The sequence below is a fragment of the Sphingopyxis sp. genome (genome assembly GCF_050916055.1).
Classification (GTDB): Bacteria; Pseudomonadota; Alphaproteobacteria; order Sphingomonadales; family Sphingomonadaceae; genus Sphingopyxis.
In genome coordinates this window covers 1124018-1149012 of sequence record NZ_CP051527.1, presented here as the reverse complement: position 1 = coordinate 1149012, position 24995 = coordinate 1124018, and the positions used below count along the sequence as shown (strand labels likewise).

General features: G+C 67.4%; 23 protein-coding genes. 3 read left to right on the top strand and 20 right to left on the bottom strand.

Annotated elements, in window-relative coordinates:
* Positions 1-15: 15 nt before the first annotated feature.
* The 13 genes from HEQ22_RS05645 to HEQ22_RS05585 form a co-directional block, all read right to left on the bottom strand.
* On the bottom strand, positions 16-810 hold the full coding sequence (locus HEQ22_RS05645; protein WP_432770218.1) for a LysR family transcriptional regulator: 795 nt from the start codon (positions 808-810) through the stop codon (positions 16-18).
* Positions 807-1208, bottom strand: coding sequence for a Co2+/Mg2+ efflux protein ApaG (gene apaG / locus HEQ22_RS05640; RefSeq protein WP_432770821.1), 402 nt, complete (start codon positions 1206-1208; stop codon positions 807-809). Before apaG ends, HEQ22_RS05645 begins: the two co-directional genes overlap by 4 nt.
* 17 nt (positions 1209-1225) lie before the next feature.
* The gene (locus tag HEQ22_RS05635) at positions 1226-2431 is read right to left on the bottom strand and encodes a trans-sulfuration enzyme family protein (protein ID WP_432770217.1); all 1206 of its coding nucleotides are present in this window, start codon (positions 2429-2431) and stop codon (positions 1226-1228) included.
* Positions 2432-2435: 4 nt separating this feature from the next.
* Positions 2436-3437: a 3-isopropylmalate dehydrogenase gene (gene leuB, locus HEQ22_RS05630; protein WP_432770820.1), complete on the bottom strand. Its 1002-nt coding sequence runs from the start codon at positions 3435-3437 to the stop codon at positions 2436-2438.
* Positions 3438-3530: 93 nt separating this feature from the next.
* Positions 3531-4268, bottom strand: a complete 738-nt coding sequence (recO, locus tag HEQ22_RS05625; RefSeq protein WP_432770216.1) for a DNA repair protein RecO — start codon at positions 4266-4268, stop codon at positions 3531-3533.
* Entirely contained in the window at positions 4256-4648 is a 393-nt protein-coding gene (locus HEQ22_RS05620; RefSeq protein ID WP_432770215.1) for a PaaI family thioesterase, read from the bottom strand. The genes recO and HEQ22_RS05620 overlap by 13 nt, the downstream gene beginning before the upstream one ends.
* Before the next feature lie 158 nt (positions 4649-4806).
* Positions 4807-6741: an excinuclease ABC subunit UvrC gene (gene uvrC / locus HEQ22_RS05615; protein WP_432770214.1), complete on the bottom strand. Its 1935-nt coding sequence runs from the start codon at positions 6739-6741 to the stop codon at positions 4807-4809.
* Between the two features lie 88 nt (positions 6742-6829).
* Positions 6830-7366 (bottom strand): J domain-containing protein, encoded by a 537-nt coding sequence (locus HEQ22_RS05610; RefSeq protein WP_432770213.1) that lies wholly within the window; start codon positions 7364-7366, stop codon positions 6830-6832.
* A 52-nt stretch (positions 7367-7418) separates the two neighbouring features.
* Entirely contained in the window at positions 7419-8228 is an 810-nt protein-coding gene (locus HEQ22_RS05605; protein WP_432770212.1) for a polyphosphate kinase 2 family protein, read from the bottom strand.
* Positions 8229-8289: 61 nt separating this feature from the next.
* Positions 8290-9177, bottom strand: a complete 888-nt coding sequence (locus HEQ22_RS05600) for an alpha/beta fold hydrolase (protein WP_432770211.1) — start codon at positions 9175-9177, stop codon at positions 8290-8292.
* A gap of 3 nt (positions 9178-9180) precedes the next feature.
* Entirely contained in the window at positions 9181-10971 is a 1791-nt protein-coding gene (aspS, locus tag HEQ22_RS05595; RefSeq protein WP_432770210.1) for an aspartate--tRNA ligase, read from the bottom strand.
* Positions 10972-11071: 100 nt separating this feature from the next.
* On the bottom strand, positions 11072-12583 hold the full coding sequence (locus tag HEQ22_RS05590) for an FAD-binding protein (RefSeq protein WP_432770209.1): 1512 nt from the start codon (positions 12581-12583) through the stop codon (positions 11072-11074).
* Positions 12583-12912: a hypothetical protein gene (locus HEQ22_RS05585; RefSeq protein ID WP_432770208.1), complete on the bottom strand. Its 330-nt coding sequence runs from the start codon at positions 12910-12912 to the stop codon at positions 12583-12585. Before HEQ22_RS05585 ends, HEQ22_RS05590 begins: the two co-directional genes overlap by 1 nt.
* Before the next feature lie 105 nt (positions 12913-13017).
* Here HEQ22_RS05585 and rnd point away from each other — a divergent pair, with 105 nt between their 5' ends.
* Entirely contained in the window at positions 13018-14214 is a 1197-nt protein-coding gene (rnd, locus tag HEQ22_RS05580; protein WP_432770207.1) for a ribonuclease D, read from the top strand.
* A 19-nt stretch (positions 14215-14233) separates the two neighbouring features.
* Here the strand turns inward: rnd and HEQ22_RS05575 are convergent, their stop codons facing one another.
* From HEQ22_RS05575 to HEQ22_RS05560, 4 genes are read right to left on the bottom strand one after another with little or no spacing between them, the layout of a single operon-like run.
* A complete protein-coding gene (locus tag HEQ22_RS05575) occupies positions 14234-15718 on the bottom strand; it encodes a Ppx/GppA family phosphatase (protein WP_432770206.1) in 1485 nt (494 codons plus the stop codon).
* 10 nt (positions 15719-15728) lie between these two features.
* Positions 15729-17894, bottom strand: coding sequence for an RNA degradosome polyphosphate kinase (locus tag HEQ22_RS05570; protein WP_432770205.1), 2166 nt, complete (start codon positions 17892-17894; stop codon positions 15729-15731).
* Entirely contained in the window at positions 17885-18541 is a 657-nt protein-coding gene (locus HEQ22_RS05565; protein WP_432770204.1) for an HdaA/DnaA family protein, read from the bottom strand. The genes HEQ22_RS05570 and HEQ22_RS05565 overlap by 10 nt, the downstream gene beginning before the upstream one ends.
* Positions 18541-19812: a heavy-metal-associated domain-containing protein gene (locus HEQ22_RS05560; RefSeq protein ID WP_432770203.1), complete on the bottom strand. Its 1272-nt coding sequence runs from the start codon at positions 19810-19812 to the stop codon at positions 18541-18543. The genes HEQ22_RS05565 and HEQ22_RS05560 overlap by 1 nt, the downstream gene beginning before the upstream one ends.
* An 85-nt stretch (positions 19813-19897) precedes the next feature.
* Here HEQ22_RS05560 and purM point away from each other — a divergent pair, with 85 nt between their 5' ends.
* Both purM and purN read left to right on the top strand, forming a co-directional pair.
* Positions 19898-21004, top strand: a complete 1107-nt coding sequence (purM, locus tag HEQ22_RS05555; protein ID WP_432770202.1) for a phosphoribosylformylglycinamidine cyclo-ligase — start codon at positions 19898-19900, stop codon at positions 21002-21004.
* A 192-nt stretch (positions 21005-21196) separates the two neighbouring features.
* A complete protein-coding gene (gene purN, locus HEQ22_RS05550; RefSeq protein WP_432770819.1) occupies positions 21197-22099 on the top strand; it encodes a phosphoribosylglycinamide formyltransferase in 903 nt (300 codons plus the stop codon).
* A 327-nt stretch (positions 22100-22426) separates the two neighbouring features.
* On the opposite strand, the gene ndk is transcribed toward purN, so the two are convergent.
* From ndk to HEQ22_RS05535, 3 genes are all read right to left on the bottom strand, one after another.
* Positions 22427-22849: a nucleoside-diphosphate kinase gene (ndk, locus tag HEQ22_RS05545; RefSeq protein ID WP_432770201.1), complete on the bottom strand. Its 423-nt coding sequence runs from the start codon at positions 22847-22849 to the stop codon at positions 22427-22429.
* A gap of 86 nt (positions 22850-22935) precedes the next feature.
* Positions 22936-23385, bottom strand: a complete 450-nt coding sequence (locus HEQ22_RS05540) for a DNA polymerase III subunit chi (protein ID WP_432770200.1) — start codon at positions 23383-23385, stop codon at positions 22936-22938.
* A 21-nt stretch (positions 23386-23406) separates the two neighbouring features.
* Entirely contained in the window at positions 23407-24876 is a 1470-nt protein-coding gene (locus HEQ22_RS05535; RefSeq protein WP_432770199.1) for a leucyl aminopeptidase, read from the bottom strand.
* Positions 24877-24995: the final 119 nt, after the last annotated feature.

Genomic DNA, 24995 nt, shown 5'->3' with positions numbered 1-24995 from the left:
CGCGCGAAGGTTACATCAGGGGGCGGTGAGCGCCGCGACCAGCGCCTTGACCTTTGCCTGGCGCCATTGCGGGGTCGGCGCGACGAGCCAGTAGCCGCGCCGCACCGCGAACGCCTCGCGCACCACGCGGACGCGTCCCGCGGCGATGTCGGCCTCGGCGAGCATTGCGGGGACGTTTGCCTGCCCCAGCCCGTTGGCGGCGGCGTCGATCGCGAGGCCGGCGTCGCCGAGGCGAAGCGCCGGCTCGCCTTCGTCGGCCGGACAGCCCGGCCAGGCGATGCGCGTTTCGCTGGCCGCGCCCGGGCCGGCGACGGTCACCATCAGCGCGTCGGCGAGCGCGACGCCCTCATGCTCGCCCGCGCCGTCGGTCCAGAAGATCGCGAGGTCGAGGTTCGCCTCGGTAAAATCGATCCCGCTATCGGCCGACACCAGGGTGAAGCGCACGTCGGGCGCCTGCTGGCTGTAGCGCGCGAGCCGCGGCGCCAGCCATTTGGCGGTCAGGTCGCGCGGCGCCGCGATGGTCAGCGACTGCGACGATTGCCCCGCCTGCATCGCGCGCACCGATTCCTCGAACTGCAGAAACCCTTGGCGGAGCGCGTCGAGCCCGGCATTCGCCTCGCCGGTCAGCTCGAGCCCCTTCGGGGTGCGGCGGAACAGCACGACGCCGAGCATATCCTCGAGCGCACGGATCTGTTGTCCGACCGCGGCGGGGGTGACCGCCAGTTCGTCGGCGGCGCGCGTGAAGCTGAGGTGCCGGGCGGCGGCATCGAAGACGCGCAGCGCATTGAGGGGCAGATGGGTGCGCTTCATAACGCGGTGGCGGGCGCCACGAGCGGGAAATGCGGGATCGCGACGAGCATCTGCGACCCGTCGCCAAGCTCGATCGCATAGCTGCCGACCATCGAACCCTCGGGGGTCGGCAGCGGGCATCCCGACACATAATCATAGGAGCCGCCGGGCGCGATCAGCGGCTGTTCGCCGACGACGCCCTCGCCCTCGACTTCACTGATCTGGCCGCGGCCGTCGCTGATTCGCCAGTGCCGGCTGAGCAGCTGGACCGCGACGTCGCCGTGATTCTCGATCCGGATATGATAGGCCCAGAACCAGCGGCCGAGCGCCGGGTGCGACTGTTCGGGCAGATAGCTGACCGACACGCGCACCGTGATCGGCCCGGTGGTCGCGGCAAAGGGGAAAAAGGCATCGATCATCACGCGCGCAAACTCGCCTATAGCCCGACGCTGGTCAATGCCTGGTCGAGGTCGGCGATGATGTCGCGCGGATCCTCCAGCCCGATATTGATGCGCAGCATGCCTTCGACGACGCCCATATCGGCGCGCGTCTCGGCGCTGACGCTGTAATGCGTCGTCGAGGCGGGGTGGCAGCACAGGCTGCGCGAATCGCCGATATTGTTGCTGATATCGACGAGTTCGAGCGCGTTGAGCATCGCCATCGCCTGCGCCCGATCTTCGAGGACGAAGGCGAAGATCGGGCCGCATGCGTCCATCTGACGCATCGCCAGATTGTGCTGCGGATGGCTCGCCAGCCCTGGATGGAGGATTTTCGGCACGCGCTTTTCGACGAATTTGCCGACCGCGAGCGCATTTTCCGACTGGCGCCGGGCGCGCAGGTCGAGCGTTTCCAGCCCTTTCAGCACCACCCACGCGTTGAACGGCGACAGGTTGGGACCGGTGTTGCGCTGAAACGGCAGCAGGATGTCGTTGATGAACTTTTCGCTGCCGCACACGGCGCCGGCGAGCACCCGGCCCTGCCCTTCCATCAATTTGGTCGCCGAATAGGCGACGACATCGGCGCCGAAATCCATCGGGCGCTGGAGGACGCTGGTGGCAAAGGCGTTGTCGACGACGGTGGTGATGCCATGGGCTTTGGCGACCGCGCAGACATGCTGCATGTCGACAATGTCCATCGTCGGGTTCGCGGGGGTTTCGAAGAAGAAGACCTTGGTATTTGATTTAACAGCCTTTTCCCACGCGTCATTGTCGCGACCGTCGATCACCGTGGTCTCGATCCCGAACCGCGGGCAGAGCTGATCGACGAGCCAGCGGCACGATCCGAATGCCGCCTTCGCCGCGACGATATGATCGCCCGCCGAAAGCTGGCAGAGCAGCGCCGTGGTCATCGCCGCCATGCCGGTCGCCTGCGTGCGGCACGCCTCGGCCCCCTCCATCAGCGCGATGCGTTCCTCGAGCATCGCGACGGTCGGGTTCTGGAGGCGCGAATAGGTCATGCCCGCCGCTTCGCCGGCGAAGCGCGCCGCGACTTCCTCTGCGCTGTCATAGGTGTAGCCCGAGGTCAGGAAGAGCGCTTCGGACGTCTCGCCATGCTCGCTGCGCCACGTCCCGCCGCGCACCGCCTGCGTCGCGGGGTGCCAGCCCTTGGTCGTGCCACGATCGAAACCGGTCTTTTTCTTCATATCTTTATCCGTCCAAAGCCGCGACGACCGCGTCACCCAAGGCCACGGTGCCCATATTGCCGCCAAGATCGGCGCCGCGGCAGCCGTCGGCGAGTATCTTGGCGACCGCCGCCTCGATCCGCGCCGCGCTCGCCTCGTCGCCGCCCGAATGGCGGAGCAGCATGGCCAGCGACAAGATCATCGCCAGCGGATTGGCGACGCCCTTCCCCGCGATGTCCGGAGCGCTGCCGTGGATCGGCTCATAGAGCCCCTGCTTGCCTTCGCTGAGCGATGCCGAGGCGAGCAGCCCGATCGACCCGACGCACATCGATGCCTGGTCGGACAAGATGTCGCCGAACAGATTGCCGGTGACGACGACGTCGAACTGGCCGGGATTGCGCACGAGCTGCATCGCGGCATTGTCGACATACATGTGGGTGAGTTCGACGTCGGGATAGTCGGCCGCGACCTCGATCACGACGTCGCGCCACAGCTGCGAGGTTTCGAGCACATTGGCCTTGTCGACCGAGCACAGCCGCCCGCGGCGACCCTGCGCAGCGCGGAACGCGACATGCGCGATGCGCCGCACTTCGCTTTCGCTGTACGACATGACGTCATAGCCCTCACGCTCGCCGGACGCGGTCGTGCGCATGCCCTTTTCGCCGAAATAGACGTCGCCGTTGAGCTCGCGCACGATCAAGAGGTCGATCGCCGATGCCACCTCGGGGCGCAGCGCCGAGCTGTCTTCGAGTCCGGCGAACAGTTTGGCGGGGCGCAAATTGGCGAACAGGCCGAGCTCGGCGCGGAGCCCGAGGATCGCCTGTTCGGGGCGCAGGTGCCGCTCGACCGCATCGAAACGCGGATCGCCGACCGCGCCGAACAGGATCGCGTCGGCGGCTTTCGCCTTCGCAAGCGTCTCGGGCGGCAGCGGATGGCCGGTCGCGGCAAAGGCCGCGCCGCCGACGAGCGCACGGTCGAGCGTCACCGGCAGCGCCATTGCGACGATGACCTTTTCGGCCTCCGCCATGATTTCGGGACCGATTCCGTCGCCGGCCAGCAGCAGGATATGCACCGTTTCGCCCTTTCGTGTCTCGCCAGCCGCTTAGGCAGCGGCGGCGCGTCACGCAACCGCCCTGTTCAACCGATCGATCAACCGCGCCCGCACGCCGAGCAATTCGCGATTGCGCCCCTCCAGCAGGTCGCGGTCGAGAAAAAGCCCGGTGATCGCCAGCCCGGCGAGCGCATCGCCCATCGTCGATGGCGGGTCGCCGCCGCGCAGGAAGGGCGGCAGCGGCAGCAGCCGCGCCTCATATCCCGCCGCGGCCGCCTCGCACACCGCGCCGCCCGATTTCGGGCTGACAAAGGCGAGACCGTTCGCCGACCCGGTAACGACGCAGACGTCGAGATCGAGCCCGAAGCCGAGTTCGGCGAGCAGCAGCAATTCGTAGCGCGCCAGCGCCGCGGCCCATTGCCGCGCCGATGGCGCCACCCCGATCGCGTCGAGCAAACCCGCCAGGGCGTCGTAGAGCATCGGGTAGGACTGGCTTTCGGGCAGCGTCGCCGCGGTCAGGCTCGTCGCCCAGTCGATCGCGGCCGACGGCAAGGGTTCGGCAAGCAACGGCGCGCGGCTGGCGAGCAGTTCGGCGGTGGCGCCGGCAAGCTGGTCCTCGGTCCGCGCCCTGAGTTCGAGCGCCACCAGATTGCCCGGCATCAATATCGGCCGCAGCCGCCGCGACCGCCCGCCGCGGACATAACCCGCCACCAGCCCCGCCTCGCGGGTCAGCGCGCGCAGGATCGCGCCATGCTCGCCGTGTGCGCGCACCGCGCAGACGATCGCGTCGGCGGTCAGGCTGGCCAAAGCACCAGCTGCGTCTGCGTCACCAATGCCACGTCGGCGCCGTCCTCGATGCGGATGCGCGTCTGCCACACCGACACGCGCTTGCCGATTTTCACCGGGGTCGCTTCGCCGACCAGCGTAGCGCCGACCGGCCCGGCGCCGAGGAAATTGGTCTTGCTCTCGATCGTCGTCGTGCCGCTCGCCCCCTCGGGCAAGGTCAGGAACGCCCCGACCGCGCCGAGGCAATCGGCAAAGGCCATGATCGCGCCGCCGTGGACGATGTTCCCCGCGGTGCAGATGTCGGCGCGCACCGGGAGCTTGCCGGCAACGCGGTCTTTGCTGCCTTCGTCGATGGTCACGCCGAGGGTGGCGGCCAGCGGCATCATTGCGGCGAAATCCATAGATCGTCCTTTCCTTCTCAAGCCCCTCCCCTTCAGGGGAGGGGTTGGGGTGGGGTCCATCGGCCTTGCGCAAGGCCGATGGACCCCACCCGCTGCGACTAGCGAACAAGTTCGCAAGTCTCGCTGCCCTCCCCTGAACGGGAGGGCATGATCGAGATCTACCCCCCCGGATTGTAGAAATCATACACCGCCTGCGCGACCCCCGCGCTCACCCCCGGCGCCTTCTGCAGATCCTCCAGGCTGGCGCCCTTGATCGCGCGCGCGGTGCCGAAATGCATCAGCAGCGCCTTTTTGCGCGCCGGGCCGATGCCGGGAACCTCGTCAAGCGGCGAGCTGCCCATCGCTTTCGCGCGCTTCGCGCGGTGCGCGCCGATCGCGAATCGGTGCGCCTCGTCGCGCAGCCGCTGGATGTAGAACAGCACCGCATTGTTCGGCGGCAGCGTGAATTCGCGGCCGTCGGGATAATAGAAGGTCTCGCGCCCGGCGTTGCGGTCGGGGCCCTTGGCGACGCCGATGAACGGCAGGTCGTCGATGCCGAGTTCGGCGAACACTTCGGCGACCGCCGACACCTGCCCCTTGCCGCCGTCGATCAGCACCAGGTCGGGCCATTCGCCCTTGCTCCGCTCTGGGTCTTCGTCGATCGCGCGTGCGAAGCGGCGCTGGAACACCTCGCGCATCATCGCGAAATCGTCGCCCGGCATCGTTTCGGCGCGCTTGATGTTGAACTTGCGGTAGGCGCCCTTGATCCAGCCTTCAGGGCCGGCGACGACCATCGCGCCGAGCGCGTTGGTGCCCTGGATATGGCTGTTGTCGTAAATCTCGATGCGCTGCGGCGGGGTTTCGAGGTCGAACAGCTCGGCGAGTTCGCGGCCGAGCTTCGCCTGGCTGCTGCTCTCGGCGAGGCGGCGGTCGAGTTCTTCGCCCGCGTTGCGGATCGCCTGATCGAGGAGGCGTTTGCGGTTGCCGCGCTGCGGCACACTGATCTCGATCTTGCGTTCGGCGACCGCACCGAGCGCTTCGGCGAGCAGCGCGCATTCGGCGGGTTCGCGGTCGACGAGGATCAGCTTGGGCGGCGGCACGCCTTCGTAGAATTGCATCAGGAAGCTCGCCATCACCTCTTCCTCGGGCACGCCGGCGACGTGCGCGGGAAAGAAGCTGCGATGCCCCCAATTCTGCCCGCCGCGGATGAAGAAGCCCGCGATACACAGCTGTCCGCCCTTCGCCGCGAGCGCGAAGACGTCGGCATCGCCGAGCCCGTCGGCATGGACCGACTGGCTGCCTTGGATGAAGGTGAGCGCCTTCAACCGGTCGCGCAGCACCGCCGCCTGCTCGAAATCCATCGCGTCGGCGGATTTCGTCATCGCGTCGCCGAGGCGCTTCTGCACCGCGGTCGAGCGGCCTTCGAGGAAGTCCTGCGCATCGCCGACCAGCGCCGCATAGTCATCCTTGCCGATCCGGTCGACGCACGGAGCCGAGCAGCGGCGGATCTGGTAGAGCAGGCACGGACGCGAGCGGTTGGCGAAGAAACTGTCGGTGCAGCTGCGCAGCAGGAAGGTTTTTTGCAGCGCGTTGAGGGTGCGGTGCACCGACCCCGCGCTCGCGAACGGCCCATAATAACGGCCCTTTGCGCGCCGCGCGCCGCGATGTTTCTGGACGCGGGGGAAATCATGGTCCGTGCGCAACAGGATGAAGGGGAAGCTTTTGTCGTCGCGCAGCAGGACATTGTACGGCGGGCGATAGCGTTTGATCAGCTGCGCTTCGAGCAGCAGCGCCTCGGCCTCGCTGTTCGTCGTGACGATCTCCATCGCGCGCGTCTGCGACACCATGCGCTGCAATCGCTGCGGCAGCCGCGCGACCTGGGTATAATTGCTCACCCGGTTCCGGAGCGCGCGCGCCTTGCCGACATAGAGCACGTCGCCGCGCCCATCGAGCATCCGGTAGACGCCGGGCCGCGTCGGCAATTTGCGCACGACATTGCGGATCGCTTCGGCGCCGCGCTCGAGATCGGGCGTGTCGCCCTCGGCGTCGCTGCCGCGGATGACGTACGTCGCTTTCTCTTCGTTGAACCGGTCGGGAGCGTTGGGGCGAACCATGATGTCGCATGTAGGCGATGGCGACGCGACCCGCCATAGTGCGCGCGGTAAAAGACCGCCCGATCAACCGATCGCCAGGGTCAGTGCCCTAGGCCGGTTTCCAGCTTTTGCGGTCTTCGGCCTGTTTCAGCACCTCGAACGCCGCCTGCCCCGCCGCGAAGCGTTTTGCCGCCGCTTCGTCGCCGGGTTTCACATCGGGATGGCATTCCTTGGCGAGCGCGCGCCACGCCTTTTTGGTCGTTTCGAAATCGGCATCGGGTTCGAGGTCGAGGATTTCGAGCGCGCGCATCTCGTCGGCGCTGCGACTGCCGTCGCCCGATCCGCCCCACGCATAATGCTGCGCCCGGGCATAGCTGCGCGCGCCGCGTGCCTCGTCGGCGGCACGGGCGGCGGCATCCTCGGCACTCAACCCTTCGAAATAATCCCAGCCGCGATTATATTCGGCGGCGTGGGTTTCGCAGAAATACCAGCGTTCGGGGCTGTTCGGCGATTTGGGCGCCGGGCAGTTGCCGGGGTTGGTGCAGCCGTGGCGGTCGCACAGCCGGACCTTCTGCGCTTCGTTGCCCGAACCATAGGGTCGCCAGCGGGGAAAACCCCAATCGTCGGATCGTTTGGCGCGGCTCATCACCCCCATGTAGCGAGCGTGCGCCCGAAAGGCTAGCCGCGCGCCGACAGTCCTAGTCTTTCGGGGCGTCTTTCGATGCGTCTTTCGGGGCGTAGCCGAATGCCTTGCCCGCCAGCTTGGCCACCGCGGGATCGACATCGGGCGGCGTCATCGGCACTTTCGCCTCGAGCATTTCGGCGACATGGGTCAGCGCCGCGATGCGCGCCGCCTTTTTGTTGTTGCCGTCGATCACCCGCCACGGCGCCCAGCGCGTGTCGGTGTTCTGGAACATCTCGTCCATCGCGGCGAGATAATCCTTGCGTTTCGAACGGTTGCGATAGTCGTCGGCGCCGGTTTTCCACCGCTTCCACGGATCGTCGAGGCGGTCGGCGAAGCGTTTGTCCTGCTCGTCCTGCGTAACATGGACGAACAGCTTGACGAGGTGGGTGTCGCACCCGGTCAGCTGCGCCTCGAACTCGTTGATCTCGTCATAGCCTTTGCGCCATTCGGCTTCGCTGGCATATCCCTCGACGCGCTCGACGAGGACGCGGCCGTACCAGCTGCGGTCGAAGATCGAGATTTCGCGGTGGCCGGGCAGGCGTTTCCAGAAGCGCCAGAGGAAGTGGCGCGCCTTTTCCTCGTCGCTGGGGGCGGCGATCGGCCACACTTCGAAATAGCGCGGGTCGAGCGACGCGGTCAGCCGCTGGATGATCCCGCCCTTGCCCGCGGCATCCCAGCCTTCGAGCATGATGACGCTGCGCTGGCGGTGGGTGATGTGCGCCGCCTGGATGCGTTCGAGCCGGTCCTGTAGCGCGGCGAGCGCGTCGCCGTAATCGCCGTCATATTTGGCGCCGCTTTCATAATCGGCGAGCTGAATCGTCATCGCATCATCCCCTCGGGTCCGGGGCCGCTGCTATCACAGCAGGCGCCGCGATGCGACGGAGTTAACCCTGATTTGCGGCGATGCCCGCGAGCAGCGCGGCGACGCGCGCGGGGTCTTCCATCGGGATGAAGTGGCTGTTCGCGCTCCATAGCTCGTCGCGCACCGCGCCGATCTGCGCGCCGAGCCCGGTCCAGGTCGGGCTTTGCGAAAAGTCGAGCCCGCCCTCGCGCGGCCCTGCGGGCGCCCGCACCAGCGTGACCGGCGCGTCAAGATTTCCGAGCCAGGCATAGGGATCGGTGCGCAGCGCATTCTGGTACATCGAGGCTTCGAGCGCCGGCGGGCACGCCAGTTCATACCCCTCGCCCGACGGTGCGGGGAGCAGGCCGTGCTCGCAATAGTCGGCGAGCACCTGCGGCTGCCAGCGGCTGTAGGGCAAGCGATCGGCAAAGCGCGCGCGCATCTCTTCGGCGTCGGCCCAGCGGTCGCGGCGGCGCGCGATCGGGTGATCGGCGGGATCGGGGACCGGCGCTGCGTCGCCGCCGGCGTACAGCGCCGGGTCCATGATCACGGGGTCGATGAGCAGGAGCGAGCGAAAGGCGCCGGGGCGTTCGGCGGCAAGGCGCGTCAGCACATAGGCGCCCATGCTGTGCCCGCCACCGATCAGCGGGCGGCCAGCGAAGCGGTCGACGAGCGGCAGCAGCGCCGCCGCATTGGCAGTCCAGTCGGCGAGCGACGCGGGGCGGAAGCTGCGCCCGTGGCCGCGCTGGTCGGGGGCGACGACGTGAAAGCCGGACGGCAGCGCCGCGACGACCTGGTCCCACAGCCGAGCGTGAAAGCCGGTCGCGTGGAGCAGCAGCAGGCTCGGCCGGTCGGAGGGTTCACCCCATTCGAACCAGCAGATGTCGCCCTCCGGCGTCGCCAGCCGGTGCTCGCGCGGCTCCTCGCCCACGCCTCAGCCCTTGGGGCCGTCGACGAGGCGGATGCCGAGTTCCTTGAGCTGCTTGTCGCTGACCGGTGCCGGAGCCTTCATCATCAGATCCTCGGCTTTCTGGGTCATCGGGAAGACGATCACTTCGCGGATGTTCGGCTCGTCGGCGAGCAGCATCACGATGCGGTCGACGCCCGGCGCCGATCCCCCGTGCGGGGGCGCGCCGAATTTGAAGGCATTGATCATGCCGCTGAAATTCGCATCGACGTCGGCCTGCGAATAGCCCGCGATCTCGAACGCCTTGTACATGATGTCAGGGCGATGGTTGCGGATCGCGCCGGACGACAGTTCGACGCCGTTGCAGACGATGTCATACTGGTAAGCGAGGATATCCAGCGGATCCTTGCCCGTCAGCGCGTCCATCTCGCCCTGCGGCATCGAGAAGGGGTTGTGGCTGAAATCGATCTTGCCGGTGTCTTCGTCCGCCTCGAACATCGGGAAGTCGACGATCCAGCAGAATTCGAAGCGGCTCTTGTCGATGAGGCCCAGCTGCTCGGCAACGCGGGTGCGCGCGAGGCCGGCGAGCTTCGCCGCCTTCGCCTCGGGCCCGGCGGCGAAGAAGAGCCCATCGTTCGGGCTCAGCCCCATCGCGTCGGCGATCGCCTTCATCCCCTCTTGGCCATGGTTGTTGGCGATCGGGCCGCCGAACACGCCATCCTTTTGCGTCGCGTAACCGAGGCCGGGGAAGCCTTCCGACTGCGCCCAGCTGTTCATCTCGTCGAAGAATTTGCGGCTCTTCTCGTGCGTTCCGGGGGCGGCGACGGCGCGGACGACCTGGCCTTCCTCGACCATCGACGCGAAGCGGCCGAAGCCCGATCCCTTGAAGAAATCACCGACGTCGTGGACCAGCAGCGGGTTGCGCAGGTCGGGCTTGTCGCTGCCATATTTCAGCATCGATTCGCGGTAGGGAATGCGCTGGAACGGCAGCGGCGAGACGCTGCGACCCTTGCCGTCGAAATCGGCGAATTCCTCGAACGCCCCGTGCAGGACGGGTTCGATCGCAGCGAACACATCGTCCTGGGTGACGAAGCTCATTTCGAAATCGAGCTGATAGAATTCGCCGGGCGAGCGGTCGGCGCGCGCATCCTCGTCGCGGAAACAGGGCGCGATCTGGAAATAGCGGTCGAAGCCCGCGACCATCAGCAGCTGTTTGAACATCTGCGGCGCCTGCGGCAGCGCATAGAATTTACCGGGGTGGACGCGGCTGGGGACCAGATAGTCGCGCGCGCCCTCGGGGCTGCTCGCGGTCAGGATCGGGGTCTGGAATTCGGTGAAGCCCTGGTCGATCATGCGGCGGCGCAGCGACGAAATGACGTGCGAGCGCAGCACGATATTCTTGTGCAACCGCTCGCGGCGCAGATCGAGGTAACGGTTGGTGAGGCGGATTTCCTCGGGATATTCGGTCTCGCCGAACACCGGCAGCGGCAGGCGATCGGCGGCCGACTGCACCGTCACCGCGCTCGGGTAGATTTCGATCTCGCCGGTCGCCAGTTTCGGGTTGAGCGTTTCGGGCGAGCGCGCCGCGACCTTGCCGGTGAAGGTCAGCACCGATTCGGGGCCGAGGGCGTTGACCGTCGGATACAGATCGGACCCGGTCTCGACGACGATCTGGGTGATGCCATAATGGTCGCGCAGATCGACGAACAGCACGTTCGCATGTTCACGCGTCCGGTGCACCCAGCCCGACAGGCGGACCTCCTCGCCAACGTTGGCGGCGCGCAGATCTGCGCAGGTATGGGTGCGATAGGCGTGCATTGGAGGGTCTTTCGATGATCGGGAACAGTCACGCGGAACGTGATTTATGGCCGCGCCTAAGGCAGGTCGGCGCGCCATTTGTCAAGGGTGGACGGTCGATTCAGCCGGTCAGGCCGAGCCCATCGAGCACCGCGCTGCCGAACAAAGCGCGGTGCGCGGGATCGGGCATCAGCCGGGCCTGCGCGGCGCGCCAGCGCTGCAAATCCTCGCCATAATCGGCGGCGACGCGCGCGGCGTCGAGGCCGCAGCTTTTCGCCCAGTGGCGGGTGAAGCCGATCCCCTCGGCATCGAGCCGCTCGACAACGCGCGCATAGGCGTCGGCGGTGCGCGCGCTGCGCGGCCCGTCGAAATCGATCACCGCACTGTGCGCGAAACGCGCCGGCGCGAGCAGCCCTTCGGCGCGCGCCATGAAGCGCAGAGTGATGACGGTCGAACCGCCGTGACGCGCGTAAACGGCGCAGATCTGCTCGAACACGCGGGCGAGGTCGGCGCGGTCGATGGTGACCGAGGCGTTGAACAGGTCGGCGAGCGGACGGTGGGTGTCGAGCCCCTCGCCCCAGCTGCCGTACACCGTGGGCGCATCGACGTCGGGGCCGCTGGCATAGCCCAGCTTCATCGCATATTGCAGCAGCGGGCCGCGCGCCCATGGATAATCGTTCAGCAGCCGCCCGAGCAGGCTGAGCGCGTCATAACCGGCGCCGAGTTGCCCCGGCGTCGCGCGCGGATAATCGTCGCGCCACGGTTCGCGATAGAGGAAGCGCAGCATCGCCGGCCGCTTGAACGGTTTGTATGGGTTGACGATCATCTGGACGAAATCGGGATCGCGATCGAGCGCATAGGCCGCCGAAAAGCGCCGGAAATCGCCCGCGGCGAGCCAGTCGAGCGCGGCGCGGTCGACCCGGCGCAGATTCTGGATCGGGCGGACGAGATATTTGGGCACGCTGTCGACGACCAGCGCGGTGACGATGCCGAGCGCGCCGACCGGGAGCTGCGCGGCGGCGAACAATTCATCGTCGCGCCGCAACGTCGAGCCGGTCGCCGCGATAAAGGCGTCGCTCATCACGCCAACGTCAGGCTCGATCCAGTGGATGCCCGCCGGCGTCACCATCTGCACCGCGCGGATATGATCCTGGATCCCGCCGCGCGCGATCATCGAGCCGTGGGTGCCGGTTGCCGCGGCGCCGGCGAAGGTCTGGCCGTTGCCCGCGCCGCTCGTCCACAGCGAGCGCCCCTGCTCCTCCAGCTTGTCCGACACCTCGTCGACGAGCGCGCCCGCCTCGACCAGCATCAGCCCTTGTGCGTCGACGCCGGGCCGGACGTCGGCGGCATCGATGCGAAAGCTGCGGTTGAAGCGGCGGGTGTGAAGCAGCCAGCTTTGCGACGATATATTGACGTTCGACGGCGACCAGCCGGCGCCGAGCGGGCGAACGCGGCGCCCCGCCGCCGCCGCCGCGCCCAGCCAATCCTGCACCGCCTTGGCCGCGAGCGCGAGCTCGTCGCGCCCGCGCGGCGCGTCGCCGCTGCGCAGCGCAAAGCGCGTCGCCGCCTCGCAGGTGCCGGTGCCGTGGTAATTGGTCCACTGCCCCTCGTCGCCCAGCTTCACGATCGGCATCAGGCGTCTCCCAGCGGCAGCACGCCGGCGTGGGCGCGCCATGCGACGGTGACCGGGCGCAGGAACCCGAAGCTGACGAGCGTCACGAGCATCTGGCGCCGGGTCGCAAAGACGCGGACGTCGCACAGGCCGTGATCGGCTTCGGGGGTCACGAACGGTTGGGCCGCCTGCGCCGCAAAGCCCCAGCCCTTCAGCGTGACGACCATCGATTCTTCGTCGAGCGGCCGCGGGTTGGCGATCGACACGAAAATATCCGCCTGCCCGGCAGCGAACTGCCCGGCGAGCAGCGCCAATCCCAGCGCAGCCAGCGCCCAGCCGATCCACATCATTGTTTTGCCCCTTCGTTTTCCAAGGCCGGTGTTCCGGCTCGCGACCCGAAGAGTCAGGCTGAATTTTTCCTGCCCGTCGCTTCCAACTAGCTGTATAGGCGCCGTATGCAAGTCCATCCGCTCATCGAAACCAACGCCGCACTCGACCAGTTCTGCGACCTGATCCGCCACAGCGATTTCATCGCCGTCGATACCGAGTTCATGCGCGAGAACACCTTCTGGCCCGAGCTCTGCCTGATCCAGGTCGCCGACAGCGAACATGCCGCGGCGATCGACCCGATGGCGCCGGGCATCGACCTGAAACCGCTGCTCGACCTGCTGGTCGACAATGAAGAGATGTTGAAGGTCTTTCACGCCGGCGGCCAGGATGTCGAAATCATCTTCAACCTGACCGGCAAGACGCCGCACCCGATTTTCGACACCCAGATCGGCCAGATGGCGCTCGGCCAGGCCGAGCAGGTGGGTTATTCGAACCTTGTCGAAGCCTGGCTGGGGATCCAACTCGACAAGGGCGCGCGGTTTACCGACTGGAGCCGCCGCCCGCTCGACAAGCGCCAGATCGACTATGCCGTCGGCGACGTCACCCACCTCGCCAAGATTTTCCCGATGATGCTGAAAAAGCTGGTCAAGACCGGCCGCGGTCACTGGCTCGACGAGGAAATGGAAAAGCTGGCCGATCCGTCGAATTACAATCTCGACCCCGAAAAGGCGTGGCTGCGGATCAAGGTGCCGTCGCGCAAGCCCGAGGTGCTCGGCCGCCTGCAGGCGCTCGCCGCGTGGCGCGAGCGCGAGGCGCGGACGAAGAATCTGCCGCGCGGCCGCATCGTCAAGGACGAGACGCTGGGCGACCTGGCGGCGCATCCGCCGAAGGACCAGGACGGGCTCGGCCGCGTCCGCGGGCTGTCGGCGACGTGGAGGTCGAACGATATCGGCGCCCGGCTGATGGACGCCCTCGCCGGGGCGGAGCCGTTGTCACCCGACGACATGCCCGACCGCGCAGCGCGCGGGCCGGGGCTGGGCAAGGAGGGCACGCTGGTCGCCGACCTGCTGAAACTTCTGCTGAAAATCCGCGCCCGCGAACTCAACGTCGCCTCGCGCCTGATCGCGCGCAGCGACGATCTGGAGGCGCTGGCCGCCGGGCGGCGCGACGACATTCCGATGATGCAGGGATGGCGATACGACGTGTTCGGCCACGCCGCGCTCGACTTGGTCGAGGGGCGGATGGGATTCGCGGTTGTCAACGGCAAGCTGGTCATGAGCGTGATCGACGTCGCCGCCGCGACGCCGATCGACGCGGCATGACGCCAGCTATCACCGTAAGTTAGAGCAGCACCAGTTCGGGCTTGGCGTCGAGCGCCTGCGCGAGCGAGCGCAGCCGCCGCTCGACCGATTCGCCGGCAAGGTGATGCCAGCCGGGGCTGAGGCGCAGGATCAGCTTGCCGCCGTCACGCGCGATCGCGGTCGCCTTCAGCGGCGCCTCGACCCCGCCGGTCAGCCGCTGCGCGAGGCGGATCGCCAGCCCCCATTGCCGCGCCCGCGCCAGCCGCTCTTCGGACACCAACAGGCCCATCGCCGGGAAATCGCCGTCGGCGCCGCCGAAGCCGGCATGCAGCGCGCGCGCGAGCAGGATGCGGCCGGGAATGTCGATGCCGCGCCAGTTGCCATGCAGCCCGATCTCGGTGCCGCGCTCGGCGCGAAAATCGGGGTTCGCCGACCAGGCGACGTCGCTGAGCAGGCTGGCGGCGAGGCGGACGCGGGCGTCGGCGACCTCTTCGCTGGCGAACAGCGGCGCGATCCAGTCGGCGATCGCGCGGCCGTGCGGCGCGAAACGCGCGAGGCGGCGCCCCTCGAACTCCGCCGCGACGATCAGCGGATCCTGCGCGCGCGTCTCGGCGTCGAGCGCCTGGTACAGCAGCCCTTCGCGCAGCCCCGACGACGAAATCGTCATTTCGGGGACGTCGAGGATGTTGACCAGCGCCGCCAGCAGCGCCGCGGCATCGGGCAAGGCGGCGGCGCGGTTCGACGCCATGCCGGGGATCGCGCGCAATTCCTCGAACGCCAGCCGGTTGGTGGCGCGCACCAGCCGGCGCAGCGCGGCGCGCGGCAGGCTGTGCTGGTCGAGCACCGCGAGCGGATCGCGGGTGAGCTCGAGGTCGAGGCGCGCCAGCGCGCGCCACGAGCCGCCGACGAGATAGAGCGGCTTGCCGAGCATGTCGCCCGGCCAGCCCGCGGCGCGCAGCATCTTGCGGACCGCACGCTCGAACGGCTGCTGGCCCTCGGTGCGCAGCGCCGGCAGGCGCAACACGCCGAGCGGAAAGGACGCGCAGCGCCCGACGCTGCCATCGGCCACTTCGGCGAGTTCGAGGCTGCCGCCGCCAAGATCGACCGCGATGCCGTGCGCGTCGGGGATCGCCGACAGGACGCCGCAACCCGCCGCGGCGGCCTCTTCGGCGCCCGACAGCAGCCGGATCGTCAATCCGGCTTCGGCCGCGCCGGCGATGAAATCGGGGCCGTTGGCGGCATCGCGCACCGCTGCGGTCGCGACGCATTGCAGATCCTTGACCTCCATATGCTTCGCGAGCAGCGCATAGCGGCGCAGCGCGACGAGGCCGCGCGCGGCATCCTCGTCGGCGATGCGGCCGTCGATCGCGAGGCCGCGGCCAAGACCCGCCGCGACCTTTTCGTTGAAGATCACCGCCGGGGCGCGTTTCGGCCCTTCGTAAACGACGAGGCGGACCGAGTTCGACCCGATGTCGATGACCGCCGAGCGGTGGACCGCCTGTTTGGAGCTGCGCAGCAGGGGCAAGTCTATCGCCTCAATCTTCGCGCATATCGAAGGCGAGCGTCGGCACGTCCTGGCGCTTGTGGAGCGCGGTGCCGCGGCCCGATAGCGACGGGTTGTTCATGAAATAATGATGCAAATTGAACGGCTTGTCCCCCGGAGCTGTGCGCACATAGGTGCCGTCGGGCTGGAGCACCCAGCTTTGTTCATTGTCGATCAAATTGGCGACGAGCACCTGGTCCAATATCTGGTCGTGCACGGTCGGGTTCTGGATCGGGATCATATATTCGACGCGGCGGTCGAAGTTGCGCGGCATCCAGTCGGCGCTGGAGATATAGAGTTTCGCCGTCTGGTGCGGCAGCGCCGCGCCATTGGCAAAGGCCCAGACCCGGCTGTGTTCGAGGAAGCGGCCGACGACCGACTTGACGCGGATCGTTTCGGACAGCCCCGCCACCCCCGGACGCAGGCAGCAGATGCCGCGCACGATCAGCTCGACCGGCACCCCGGCGACGCTCGCCTGGTAGAGTTTATCGATAATGTCGGGGTCGACGAGGCTGTTCATCTTGGCCCACACGCCCGACGGCTGGCCGGCCTTCGCCGCCGCAATCTCGGCATCGATCAGGTCGCAAAGATGCGCCCGCATGTTGAGCGGCGACATGGTGATGAGGTCGAGCCGTTCAGGTTCGACATAGCCGGTGATATAGTTGAACAGCTGCGCCGCATCGCGCCCGGCGCGCGGATCGGCGGTAAAGAAGCTGAGATCGGTGTAGATGCGCGCAGTGACCGGGTGATAGTTGCCGGTGCCGAAGTGGCAATAGGTGCGATACCCCTGCCCTTCGCGGCGCACGACCATCGAAATCTTGGCGTGCGTCTTCCATTCGATGAAGCCGTAGACGACCTGCACCCCGGCGCGTTCGAGCTGGTTGGCCCAGAGCAGATTCTGCTCCTCGTCGAAGCGCGCCTTCAGCTCGACCACCGCAGTCACCGACTTGCCCGCCTCCGCCGCCTCGATCAGCGCGCGGATGACGGGCGACTGGTCGCCGGCACGGTAGAGCGTCTGCTTGATCGCAACGACATCGGGATCCGCCGCCGCTTGGCGCAGAAACGCCAGCACCACGTCGAAGCTCTCATAAGGATGGTGGACGAGGATATCCTTGCTGCGGATCGCCGCAAAACAATCGCCGCCATGTTCGCGGATGCGTTCGGGGAAACGTGCCGAATAGGCGGGGAATTTCAGGTCGGGCCGATCGACGTCGACCAGCGCCGACAGCGCCGCGAGCCCGACGAAGCCGCCGATCTTGGCGACGATCGCTTCATGTCCCTGGATATCGGCGCCCAGCACCTCGGCAATCTCGCCGGGCATGTCGGCTTCGAGTTCGAGCAGGATGACGCGGCCGCGGCGACGGCGGCGGATCGCGGTGCGGAACAGGCGCACCAGATCTTCGGCCTCTTCCTCCAGCTCGATATCGCTGTCGCGGATGATGCGGAACACCCCGAGCGAGCGGATCGTGAAGCCGGGGAACAGCAGATCGCCGAAAATCTCGATCAGATATTCGATCGGCACGAACGACTGCGCCTGCCCCGGCACCGCCACGAAACGCGGCAGCGCCGCGGGGATCAGCACCAGTTCGCGCACCGTCTCACCGGTCGCCTTGCGCTGCAAGTCGAAGATGATCCCCAGTCCGCGATTGGGAATGAAGGGAAAGGGATGCGCGGGATCGAGCACCTGCGGGGTCAGGATCGGGAAAATCTGGTCGATGAAATATTGGCGCAGCGCGGCGCGCAGCGGCTCGCGGTCGGACCCAGTGCCGTGGACGACGATGCCCTGTTCACCGAGCAGCTTGTGCAGCCTCTGCCATTCGCTCTGCTGCTGATCGACGAGGCGGTTCACTTCGGCCTCGATCTCGGCGAGCTGCTGCCCCGGCGAGCGACCGTCGGCCGACGGATCGTCGATCCCCTGCAGCTGCTGCCCCTTGAGGCCCGCGACGCGGACCATGAAGAACTCATCGAGGTTGCTGCCCGAAATCGACAGGAAGCGGAGGCGTTCGAGCAAGGGGTGCGCGGGGTTGCGCGCCTCCTCCATCACCCGCCGGTTGAACGCCAGCCAGCTGAGTTCGCGGTTGAAGAAGCGTTCGGGTCCGAAAGACGGCGGCGCCGTATCGGGGTCATTGTCGGCGCGGAGCGGGCCGGTTATCGACATGTATCGGTATCCTGTCTCTCGAGCAAATCGGGATCGATCAGCCCCTGTGACAGTAATGTTTCACGGGTAAGACGCACGCCGATGCGGCGCCCTTTTTCCAGCGATGCCGCATCGAGCGCGGCGACGATGCGGTGGATCATCGCATAGCTGCGCTCCATCCGCGGCACGATATAGGATGCGACCTCGGGCGCCAGCGCGATGCCGCGCTGGGCGAACAGCGCGTCGATCAGGTCGCGCGCGAGGCAATCGTCGGGCTCGCCGATGACGATCACCGGCACCGCGGCAAGGCGCGAGGCGAGGTCGGGCAGCGCAACGTTCCAAGCTGCGGGCGGCGCGTCGGCGATGATCAGCAGCGGCGTGCCGCTGGCCTGCGCCGCGTTCCAGGCGTGGAACATCTCCTCCTCGCCGACGCTGTTTTGGCCATCGATGACGCGTCCGCCGGTGTCGCGCGCGAACAGCCGTCCCATCAGGCTGCGCCCCGACCCGCGCGGGCCGGTCAGCACCGCGGTGCGCACCGGCCAGGTCGCGACGTGGCGCAAATACCGGACGGCGTCGGCGTTGCTGGTGCCGACGATCAGCGGCCCGTCGTTCGAGCCGCCGGCGCTCCAGTCGAGCGGCAGGGCGATCTGGCGCGTGGCGGCCGCCATCAGCGGCTGATGCGGAGCTGGCCGCCGCCTTCTTGCACCTGGAAACCGCGCGCGGCGAGCGCGGCGCTGAGCGCGGCGGCGTCGCCGCGGAAGGTCACGCGCATCACCGACATGCCGCCGAGCGCAAGGCTGGTCGTCGAGGCCGACTGGACGCCGGCGATCCCGGCAATCGTGCGTTCGGTCGTCGACACCGATTCGACGTCGGGCGAATTATACTGGACGGTGAAGGTCGAGACCCCCGCCGGCGCCGCCGTCGGCACGCTGGCGTCGATTTCGCCGGGCAGCGCATCTTCGCCCGGCGCGACCTCTTCGGGCAGATCTTCCTTTTCAACCGGCTTTTCGAGCACGAGATAGGTGTCGGTGCGCAGCACCCCGGCGGCCAGCGCGTTGGTGTAGATGGCGTCCATCCGCGCGACGGCCTTTTCCATCATGTCGGGCAGCGCCGCGGGGCTGGGGCCGGTCATCGTGAAGCTGTCGATCAGCTTGTTGTCGGGGCCGAAGCGTGCGCTGAACACGCCCCGGATCGGCCCGCCGGGATAGGCATATTCGACCCGCGCGATCGGGATCAGCACGTCGGCGGCGCCATATTGGTCGAGGATGACGCGCCACCACACCCGCCCGCGCCGCCCGGTCTGCCCCGGATTGATCAGCAGCGTATCGGCGCCGGTGCCCGCGGTGCGGACATAGTCGATGGCGCTGGCGCCGGTGTTATATTCGGCCCAGGCGCGCTGCCACGCGCTGCGCTGTTCGAACACCTGCGGGATGCCGGCCAGCGAATAGACCGGGATGACGAGCAGCGGCGGCGAGCGCAGGGTGCGGCCGCTGACCCCCAAAATCTGGCCGGCGCGGACGCGGTCGAACTGGATGCCGAGCCGCGCGACATAACGGCGCGGGCCGATCTGTTCGTCCTCGACGACGATCGCGGTGACGATGCCGTCGAGCACCGAATCGCCGAGCGCCGGGCCGTCGGAGCCGTTCAATTTGCGATAGAGCGCGGCCCAGCCCTTGCGCTGCGCCTCGCGCCAGCCCTTTTCGCGCGCATCCTCGGCATTGTCGCCGGTGACGTCGACGAGGATGCCCGTCGCAAGGAAATCGCCGCTGCTGTTGATCGGGGTAATGCCGCGGTCGCCGCGGCTGATCTGGCCATCGACGACGCCGACCACGATGATTGCGAGCAAAAACAGGAAAAGAGGCGCCCAGCGCCCGGCACGCGGCGCGAAGGCGCGAAACGCGAAGCCGGGAGCGGAGCGAGGGGAAGCAGCCGAAGTCATATCTTCTCTATGCTCTGCCCAAAAGCGCGGGCCCGGACAAGGAAATCATGGAAATTATCCGCCGGAACCGTTAGGCGCGCTGGCCATGGATTCCAAGCACAACCAACCGACGCCTTACACCTATGCCGGTGCCGGCGTCTCGATCGACGCCGGCAATGCGCTGGTCCGTGCCATCGCCCCGCTCGCCCGTGCGACGCGCCGCCCCGGCGCCGACGCCGACCTGGGCGGCTTCGGCGGCTTTTTCGACCTGAAGGCGGCGGGATTCAGCGATCCCTTGCTCGTCGCGGCGAACGACGGGGTGGGCACCAAGCTCAAACTCGCGATCGAATCGGGGCGGCACGACGGGGTGGGCATCGATCTGGTCGCGATGTGTGCCAACGACCTGATCGTGCAGGGCGCCGAGCCGCTGTTTTTCCTCGACTATTACGCGACCGGCAAGCTCGACAACGACGTCGCAACTGCCGTCGTCGCGAGCATCGCCGACGGGTGCAAGCTGGCCGGCTGCGCGCTGATCGGCGGCGAGACCGCCGAAATGCCGGGGATGTATAGCGAGGGCGATTACGACCTCGCGGGTTTCTGCGTCGGCGCGGTCGAGCGCGATCAGGTGCTGACCGCCGACAAGGTGGCGGCGGGCGACGTGATTTTGGGGCTCGCCTCGTCGGGGGTGCATTCGAACGGCTTTTCGCTCGTCCGTCGCCTCGCCGCCGACAAGGGCTGGAAGCTCGAACGCCCGGCGCTGTTCGATCAGGAGGTGCTGCTGATCGACGCGCTGATGGCGCCGACGCGCATCTATGTGAAGAGCCTGTTGCCGCTGGTGAAGACCGGCAAGATCCACGCGCTCGCGCATATCACCGGCGGCGGTTTGCTCGAAAATATCCCGCGTATCCTGCCGAAGACCCTGCATGCGCATATCGACGCCGATGCTTGGGCGCAGCCGCGGCTGATGGCCTTCCTGCAGGCGCAGGGGCATATCGAGCCCGAAGAAATGGCGCGCACCTTCAACTGCGGGATCGGCATGGCGGTGGTGGTGGCCGAGGCCGATGTCGCCGCCGTGACGGCGGCGCTGGAGGCCGCGGGCGAGGCGGTGTTTCGCATCGGGCATATTGCCAAGGGCGAAAAAGGCTGCACTGTGGCGGGCAGCACCGAGACGTGGAGCGCGATGGGCGCGTGGAGCGCGACGCATCATGCATAGGCTCCTCCCCGGCACGGGGAGGGGGACCATCCGAAGGATGGTGGAGGGGCACGTGCAGTCACGCGCTGCCTTTCGACGTCAGATAAACCCGCCTGTGCCCCTCCACCAGCTTCGCTGGTCCCCCTCCCCGTGCCGGGGAGGATCGCTGTGAAAGCCAAGGTCGCCGTCCTGATCTCGGGCGCCGGCACCAACATGGCGGCGTTGCTCTATGCCGCGAAGGCCGAAACCTGCCCGTACGAACTGGTGCTGGTCGCGAGCAACGATCCCGACGCGCCGGGGCTCGCCATCGCCGCAGCCGAGGGCATCGCGACGTGGGCGCGCACGCACAAGGGCCTGAACCGCGACGCCTTCGACACGCTGGTCGACGAACAATTGCGCGCCGCGGGCGCCGAATATGTCGCGCTCGCGGGCTATATGCGCATCCTCTCCGACGATTTCGTCGCGCGCTGGGCGGGGCGGATGATCAACATCCACCCCAGCCTGTTGCCGCGCTACAAGGGGCTCAACACCCACCGGCAAGCCATCGACGCGGGCGACCGCTGCGGCGGGTGCAGCGTGCATATCGTCACCCCCGGCGTCGACGACGGCCCGGTGCTGGCGCAGACGCCGGTCTCGATCGTGGCGGGCGACACGGTCGAGACGCTGAGCGCGCGGGTGCGGATTGCCGAGCACCAGCTGTATCCGCCGACCCTCGCGGCGTTCGTGACGCGCGAGCGCAACCCCGATTACCTGCTCGGCCGGGTGCGCGAAATCGCGACGGCCTTGCCCGAGGCCGATGAGGTGAGCTCGCACGGCATGCCCTGCTTCGGGATCGTGAAGGGAAAGAAGTTTGCGTATTTTACGCAGGATCATCATGGCGACGGCAAGATCGCGATATTGGTCAAGATCAGCGGCGGCGACGAACAGGCGGCGCTGATCGAGATGGACGCGGACCGCTATTACCGCCCGGCCTATTTCGGCGACGGCTGGGTCGGCATCCGCCTCGACCTCGGCGACACCGACTGGGACGCGATCGGCGACTGGCTGCGCAAGAGCTGGCTCGCGGTGGCGCCGAAGAAGCTGGCGGGGCTGATGGGGGCGGCGGAGGAGTTTTGATGGTCCAGTGCAGTTACTGCTCGCAGGAAATGAACGGCGCAGACGGCTGTGTGCCGATCCCTTTTCGGTTTGTGGGCGAAAACGAAGAACGCTCACCTGTGAAATATGGCGATGAATCCGATGACTGGGGCAGTCAATCTGGCAAACGATGTCATGACTGCGATTGTCTGCCTGGTAAATACCACCATCCCGGTTGCGACGTCGAGCGTTGCCCTCGCTGCGGCGGCCAAGCCATTGGCTGCGACTGCGAGATCGTTGAAAACTCATAGCAAAAAAAGGCCGCCGGATTGCTCCGGCGGCCTCTTTTGTCTCGTTATCCCGGCGGGATCAGCCGACGATTTCTTCGGGCTTGAAAAAATAGGCGATCTCGATCGCCGCGTTTTCGTCGCTGTCGCTGCCGTGGACCGTGTTCGCCTCGATGCTTTCGGCGAGTTCCTTGCGGATCGTGCCGGGTTCGGCGTTTTCGGGGTTGGTCGCGCCCATGATGTCGCGGTTGCGCTGCATCGCGTTTTCGCCCTCGAGGACCTGGACGACAACCGGGCCGCTGATCATGAAATCGACGAGTTCGCCGAAGAAGGGGCGTTCCTTGTGGACCGCGTAGAAGCCTTCGGCCTGTTCGCGGCTCATGTGGATGCGCTTCGAGGCGACGACGCGCAGGCCGGCCTCCTCCAGCATCTTGGTGACGGCGCCGGTGATGTTGCGGCGCGTCGCGTCGGGCTTGATGATCGAAAAGGTGCGGGTGACCGCCATGGGAAAGCTCCTGCGTGGGTTTGTTATATGATGCGCGCGCCTCTAGCCGCGCTTTCGCCGCGCGGCAAGGATCGTGTGGCGGCGGGTCAGGGTCCTTCGGACCAGCGGCCGTTTTCGTCCTGTTTCCAGAAGCGGTTGTCGACATCGTCGCGCGCGGCCAGCGTGCGCCAGGTCGCGCGCGCGTCGTCGATGCGGCTGTTGTCGAAGAACAGAAAGGCGCGGTCGAAGCCGAGCGCGTCGTCGCGCCACTCGCCGTCGGCGATCGCGACATGCCGCGCCCCGTTGGGCGGCGACGGGTCGAGCGTGCCGGCGATCAGGATCGGCTCGATCGCCTCGTCCGCCGACCCCGCGGCGCCGTGCGGGAGGAAGCTGGCGCGTTGCAGCGTCCACAGCGCCTCATCGATCGCCTGACGCTGCATCGCCGGCGCAGCGACGATCAGCAGGCGGTCGCCGGCGCCGAGGATGCGCGTCGCAATCGCCGGGAGCACCCTTTCGACGGGGTCGCGGGTCAGCCGGTAGAAATCGACGCGCGGCATGTCCCGGCCCCTGTCCTGCCCTTACCCCTCGAAATTGTCGGCGATGTAGCGGTCGAGCAGGCGGACGCCGTAGCCGGTCGCGCCCTTGGCCCAGACCGGGCCGTCCTTGTCGGCCCACGCCATGCCGGCGATGTCGAGATGCGCCCATTTGACGCCCTCGTCGACATAGCGCTTCAAAAACTGTGCCGCGGTGATCGAGCCGCCTTCGCGCGGGCCGATGTTCTTCATGTCGGCGATCGGGCTGTCGATCAGCTTGTCGTAGGCGGCCGACAGCGGGAAGCGCCACAGCTTGTTGCCGCTGGCGTCGCCCGCCGCGATCAGGTCGGCGGCGAGGCCGTCGTCGTTGGCGAAAATGCCGGCATATTCGTGGCCGAGCGAAATCACCATCGCGCCGGTGAGCGTCGCCAGATCGACGATCACCTTGGGCTTATAGGTCTTCTGCGCCCAGCTGATCGCGTCGCAGAGGACGAGGCGACCCTCGGCGTCGGTGTTGAGCACCTCGACCGTCTGGCCCGACATGGTGGTGACGATGTCGCCGGGGCGCATCGCATTGCCGTCGGGCATATTCTCGACCAGCCCGACGACGCCGACGACGTTCGCCTTCGCCTTGCGGCCGGCAATCGCCTTCATCGCGCCGGCGACCGCGCCCGCGCCGCCCATGTCCCATTTCATCATGTCCATGCCCGGCCCGGGCTTCAGGCTGATGCCGCCGGTGTCGAAGGTCACGCCCTTGCCGATGAACACCACCGGCGCGTCGCCATCGGTGCCGCCGTTCCAGCGCATCGCGAGCAGCCGCGGCGGGCGGGTCGAGCCCTGCGCGACGCCGAGCAGCGCCCCCATGCCGAGCGCCTTCATCTGGCGTTCGTCGAGGACTTCGAGCTCCACGCCAAGGTCCGCAAGATGCTGGCAGCGTTCGACGAAGCTTTCGGGATAAATGATGTTCGGCGGCTCGGCGACGAGCGTCTGGGTGAAGGCGACGCCGTCGGCAATCGCTTCGTTCGCGCCCCAGCGCGCCGCGAGATCGCCGTGCCGCGAGGCGATGGCGATCGACTTGAGCGTTGGCTTCGCGTTGTCGGCGAGCCGGGTGCGATAGGTGTCGATGCGCCAGTCGCGCAGCCGCGCGCCCAGAGCAAAAGCGAGCACATCATCCTCGTCGCTCGCCCCGGCGGCGGTGAAATCGACCTGCACCGCGCTCGCGCCGCTGGTCTGGAGCCGCGCGGTCAGCGCGGCGCCGCCGCGTTCTAGATCATGGACCGTGCCCTCGCCGATTCCGACGAGGATCAGCCGCATCACCCGGTCGCCGTCAACCGCGGCGGTTTCGGCGGTGGTGCCCGCCGCGCCTTCGAAGCGCGCCTGCGCTGCGGCGCCGCGCAGCAGCGCCCCGCGGGAGGCGCCGAGCGCCTCGACCAGCGCCGCCAGCGCGCCCTTGCGCACCGGGAAAGCGACGACGTCGGCAGACGCATCGATTTGCGCGACAAAATGAATGTCCATTCGGTAACTCTCTCATGCGATGATTGATTGAAGCGTGCCGGACCGATAGGGGTTTCGCTTGCGAGTTGCAAAAACAAAGCAGCCGGTCCAGTCCGGGCCGACGCTGCAACGATATGGGA

What these genes read in the sequence shown, in the direction of transcription:
- HEQ22_RS05645 (WP_432770218.1), bottom strand. Translation starts at nt 810, where the DNA reads ATGAAGCGCACCCATCTGCCCCTCAATGCGCTGCGCGTCTTCGATGCC.
- apaG (WP_432770821.1), bottom strand. Translation starts at nt 1,208, where the DNA reads ATGATCGATGCCTTTTTCCCCTTTGCCGCGACCACCGGGCCGATCACG.
- HEQ22_RS05635 (WP_432770217.1), bottom strand. Translation starts at nt 2,431, where the DNA reads ATGAAGAAAAAGACCGGTTTCGATCGTGGCACGACCAAGGGCTGGCAC.
- leuB (WP_432770820.1), bottom strand. Translation starts at nt 3,437, where the DNA reads ATGGCGGAGGCCGAAAAGGTCATCGTCGCAATGGCGCTGCCGGTGACG.
- HEQ22_RS05620 (WP_432770215.1), bottom strand. Translation starts at nt 4,648, where the DNA reads ATGGATTTCGCCGCAATGATGCCGCTGGCCGCCACCCTCGGCGTGACC.
- uvrC (WP_432770214.1), bottom strand. Translation starts at nt 6,741, where the DNA reads ATGGTTCGCCCCAACGCTCCCGACCGGTTCAACGAAGAGAAAGCGACG.
- HEQ22_RS05610 (WP_432770213.1), bottom strand. Translation starts at nt 7,366, where the DNA reads ATGAGCCGCGCCAAACGATCCGACGATTGGGGTTTTCCCCGCTGGCGA.
- HEQ22_RS05605 (WP_432770212.1), bottom strand. Translation starts at nt 8,228, where the DNA reads ATGACGATTCAGCTCGCCGATTATGAAAGCGGCGCCAAATATGACGGC.
- aspS (WP_432770210.1), bottom strand. Translation starts at nt 10,971, where the DNA reads ATGCACGCCTATCGCACCCATACCTGCGCAGATCTGCGCGCCGCCAAC.
- HEQ22_RS05590 (WP_432770209.1), bottom strand. Translation starts at nt 12,583, where the DNA reads ATGCCGATCGTGAAGCTGGGCGACGAGGGGCAGTGGACCAATTACCAC.
- HEQ22_RS05585 (WP_432770208.1), bottom strand. Translation starts at nt 12,912, where the DNA reads ATGATGTGGATCGGCTGGGCGCTGGCTGCGCTGGGATTGGCGCTGCTC.
- rnd (WP_432770207.1), top strand. Translation starts at nt 13,018, where the DNA reads ATGCAAGTCCATCCGCTCATCGAAACCAACGCCGCACTCGACCAGTTC.
- HEQ22_RS05570 (WP_432770205.1), bottom strand. Translation starts at nt 17,894, where the DNA reads ATGTCGATAACCGGCCCGCTCCGCGCCGACAATGACCCCGATACGGCG.
- HEQ22_RS05565 (WP_432770204.1), bottom strand. Translation starts at nt 18,541, where the DNA reads ATGGCGGCCGCCACGCGCCAGATCGCCCTGCCGCTCGACTGGAGCGCC.
- HEQ22_RS05560 (WP_432770203.1), bottom strand. Translation starts at nt 19,812, where the DNA reads ATGACTTCGGCTGCTTCCCCTCGCTCCGCTCCCGGCTTCGCGTTTCGC.
- purM (WP_432770202.1), top strand. Translation starts at nt 19,898, where the DNA reads ATGGATTCCAAGCACAACCAACCGACGCCTTACACCTATGCCGGTGCC.
- purN (WP_432770819.1), top strand. Translation starts at nt 21,197, where the DNA reads ATGGCGGCGTTGCTCTATGCCGCGAAGGCCGAAACCTGCCCGTACGAA.
- ndk (WP_432770201.1), bottom strand. Translation starts at nt 22,849, where the DNA reads ATGGCGGTCACCCGCACCTTTTCGATCATCAAGCCCGACGCGACGCGC.
- HEQ22_RS05540 (WP_432770200.1), bottom strand. Translation starts at nt 23,385, where the DNA reads ATGCCGCGCGTCGATTTCTACCGGCTGACCCGCGACCCCGTCGAAAGG.
- HEQ22_RS05535 (WP_432770199.1), bottom strand. Translation starts at nt 24,876, where the DNA reads ATGGACATTCATTTTGTCGCGCAAATCGATGCGTCTGCCGACGTCGTC.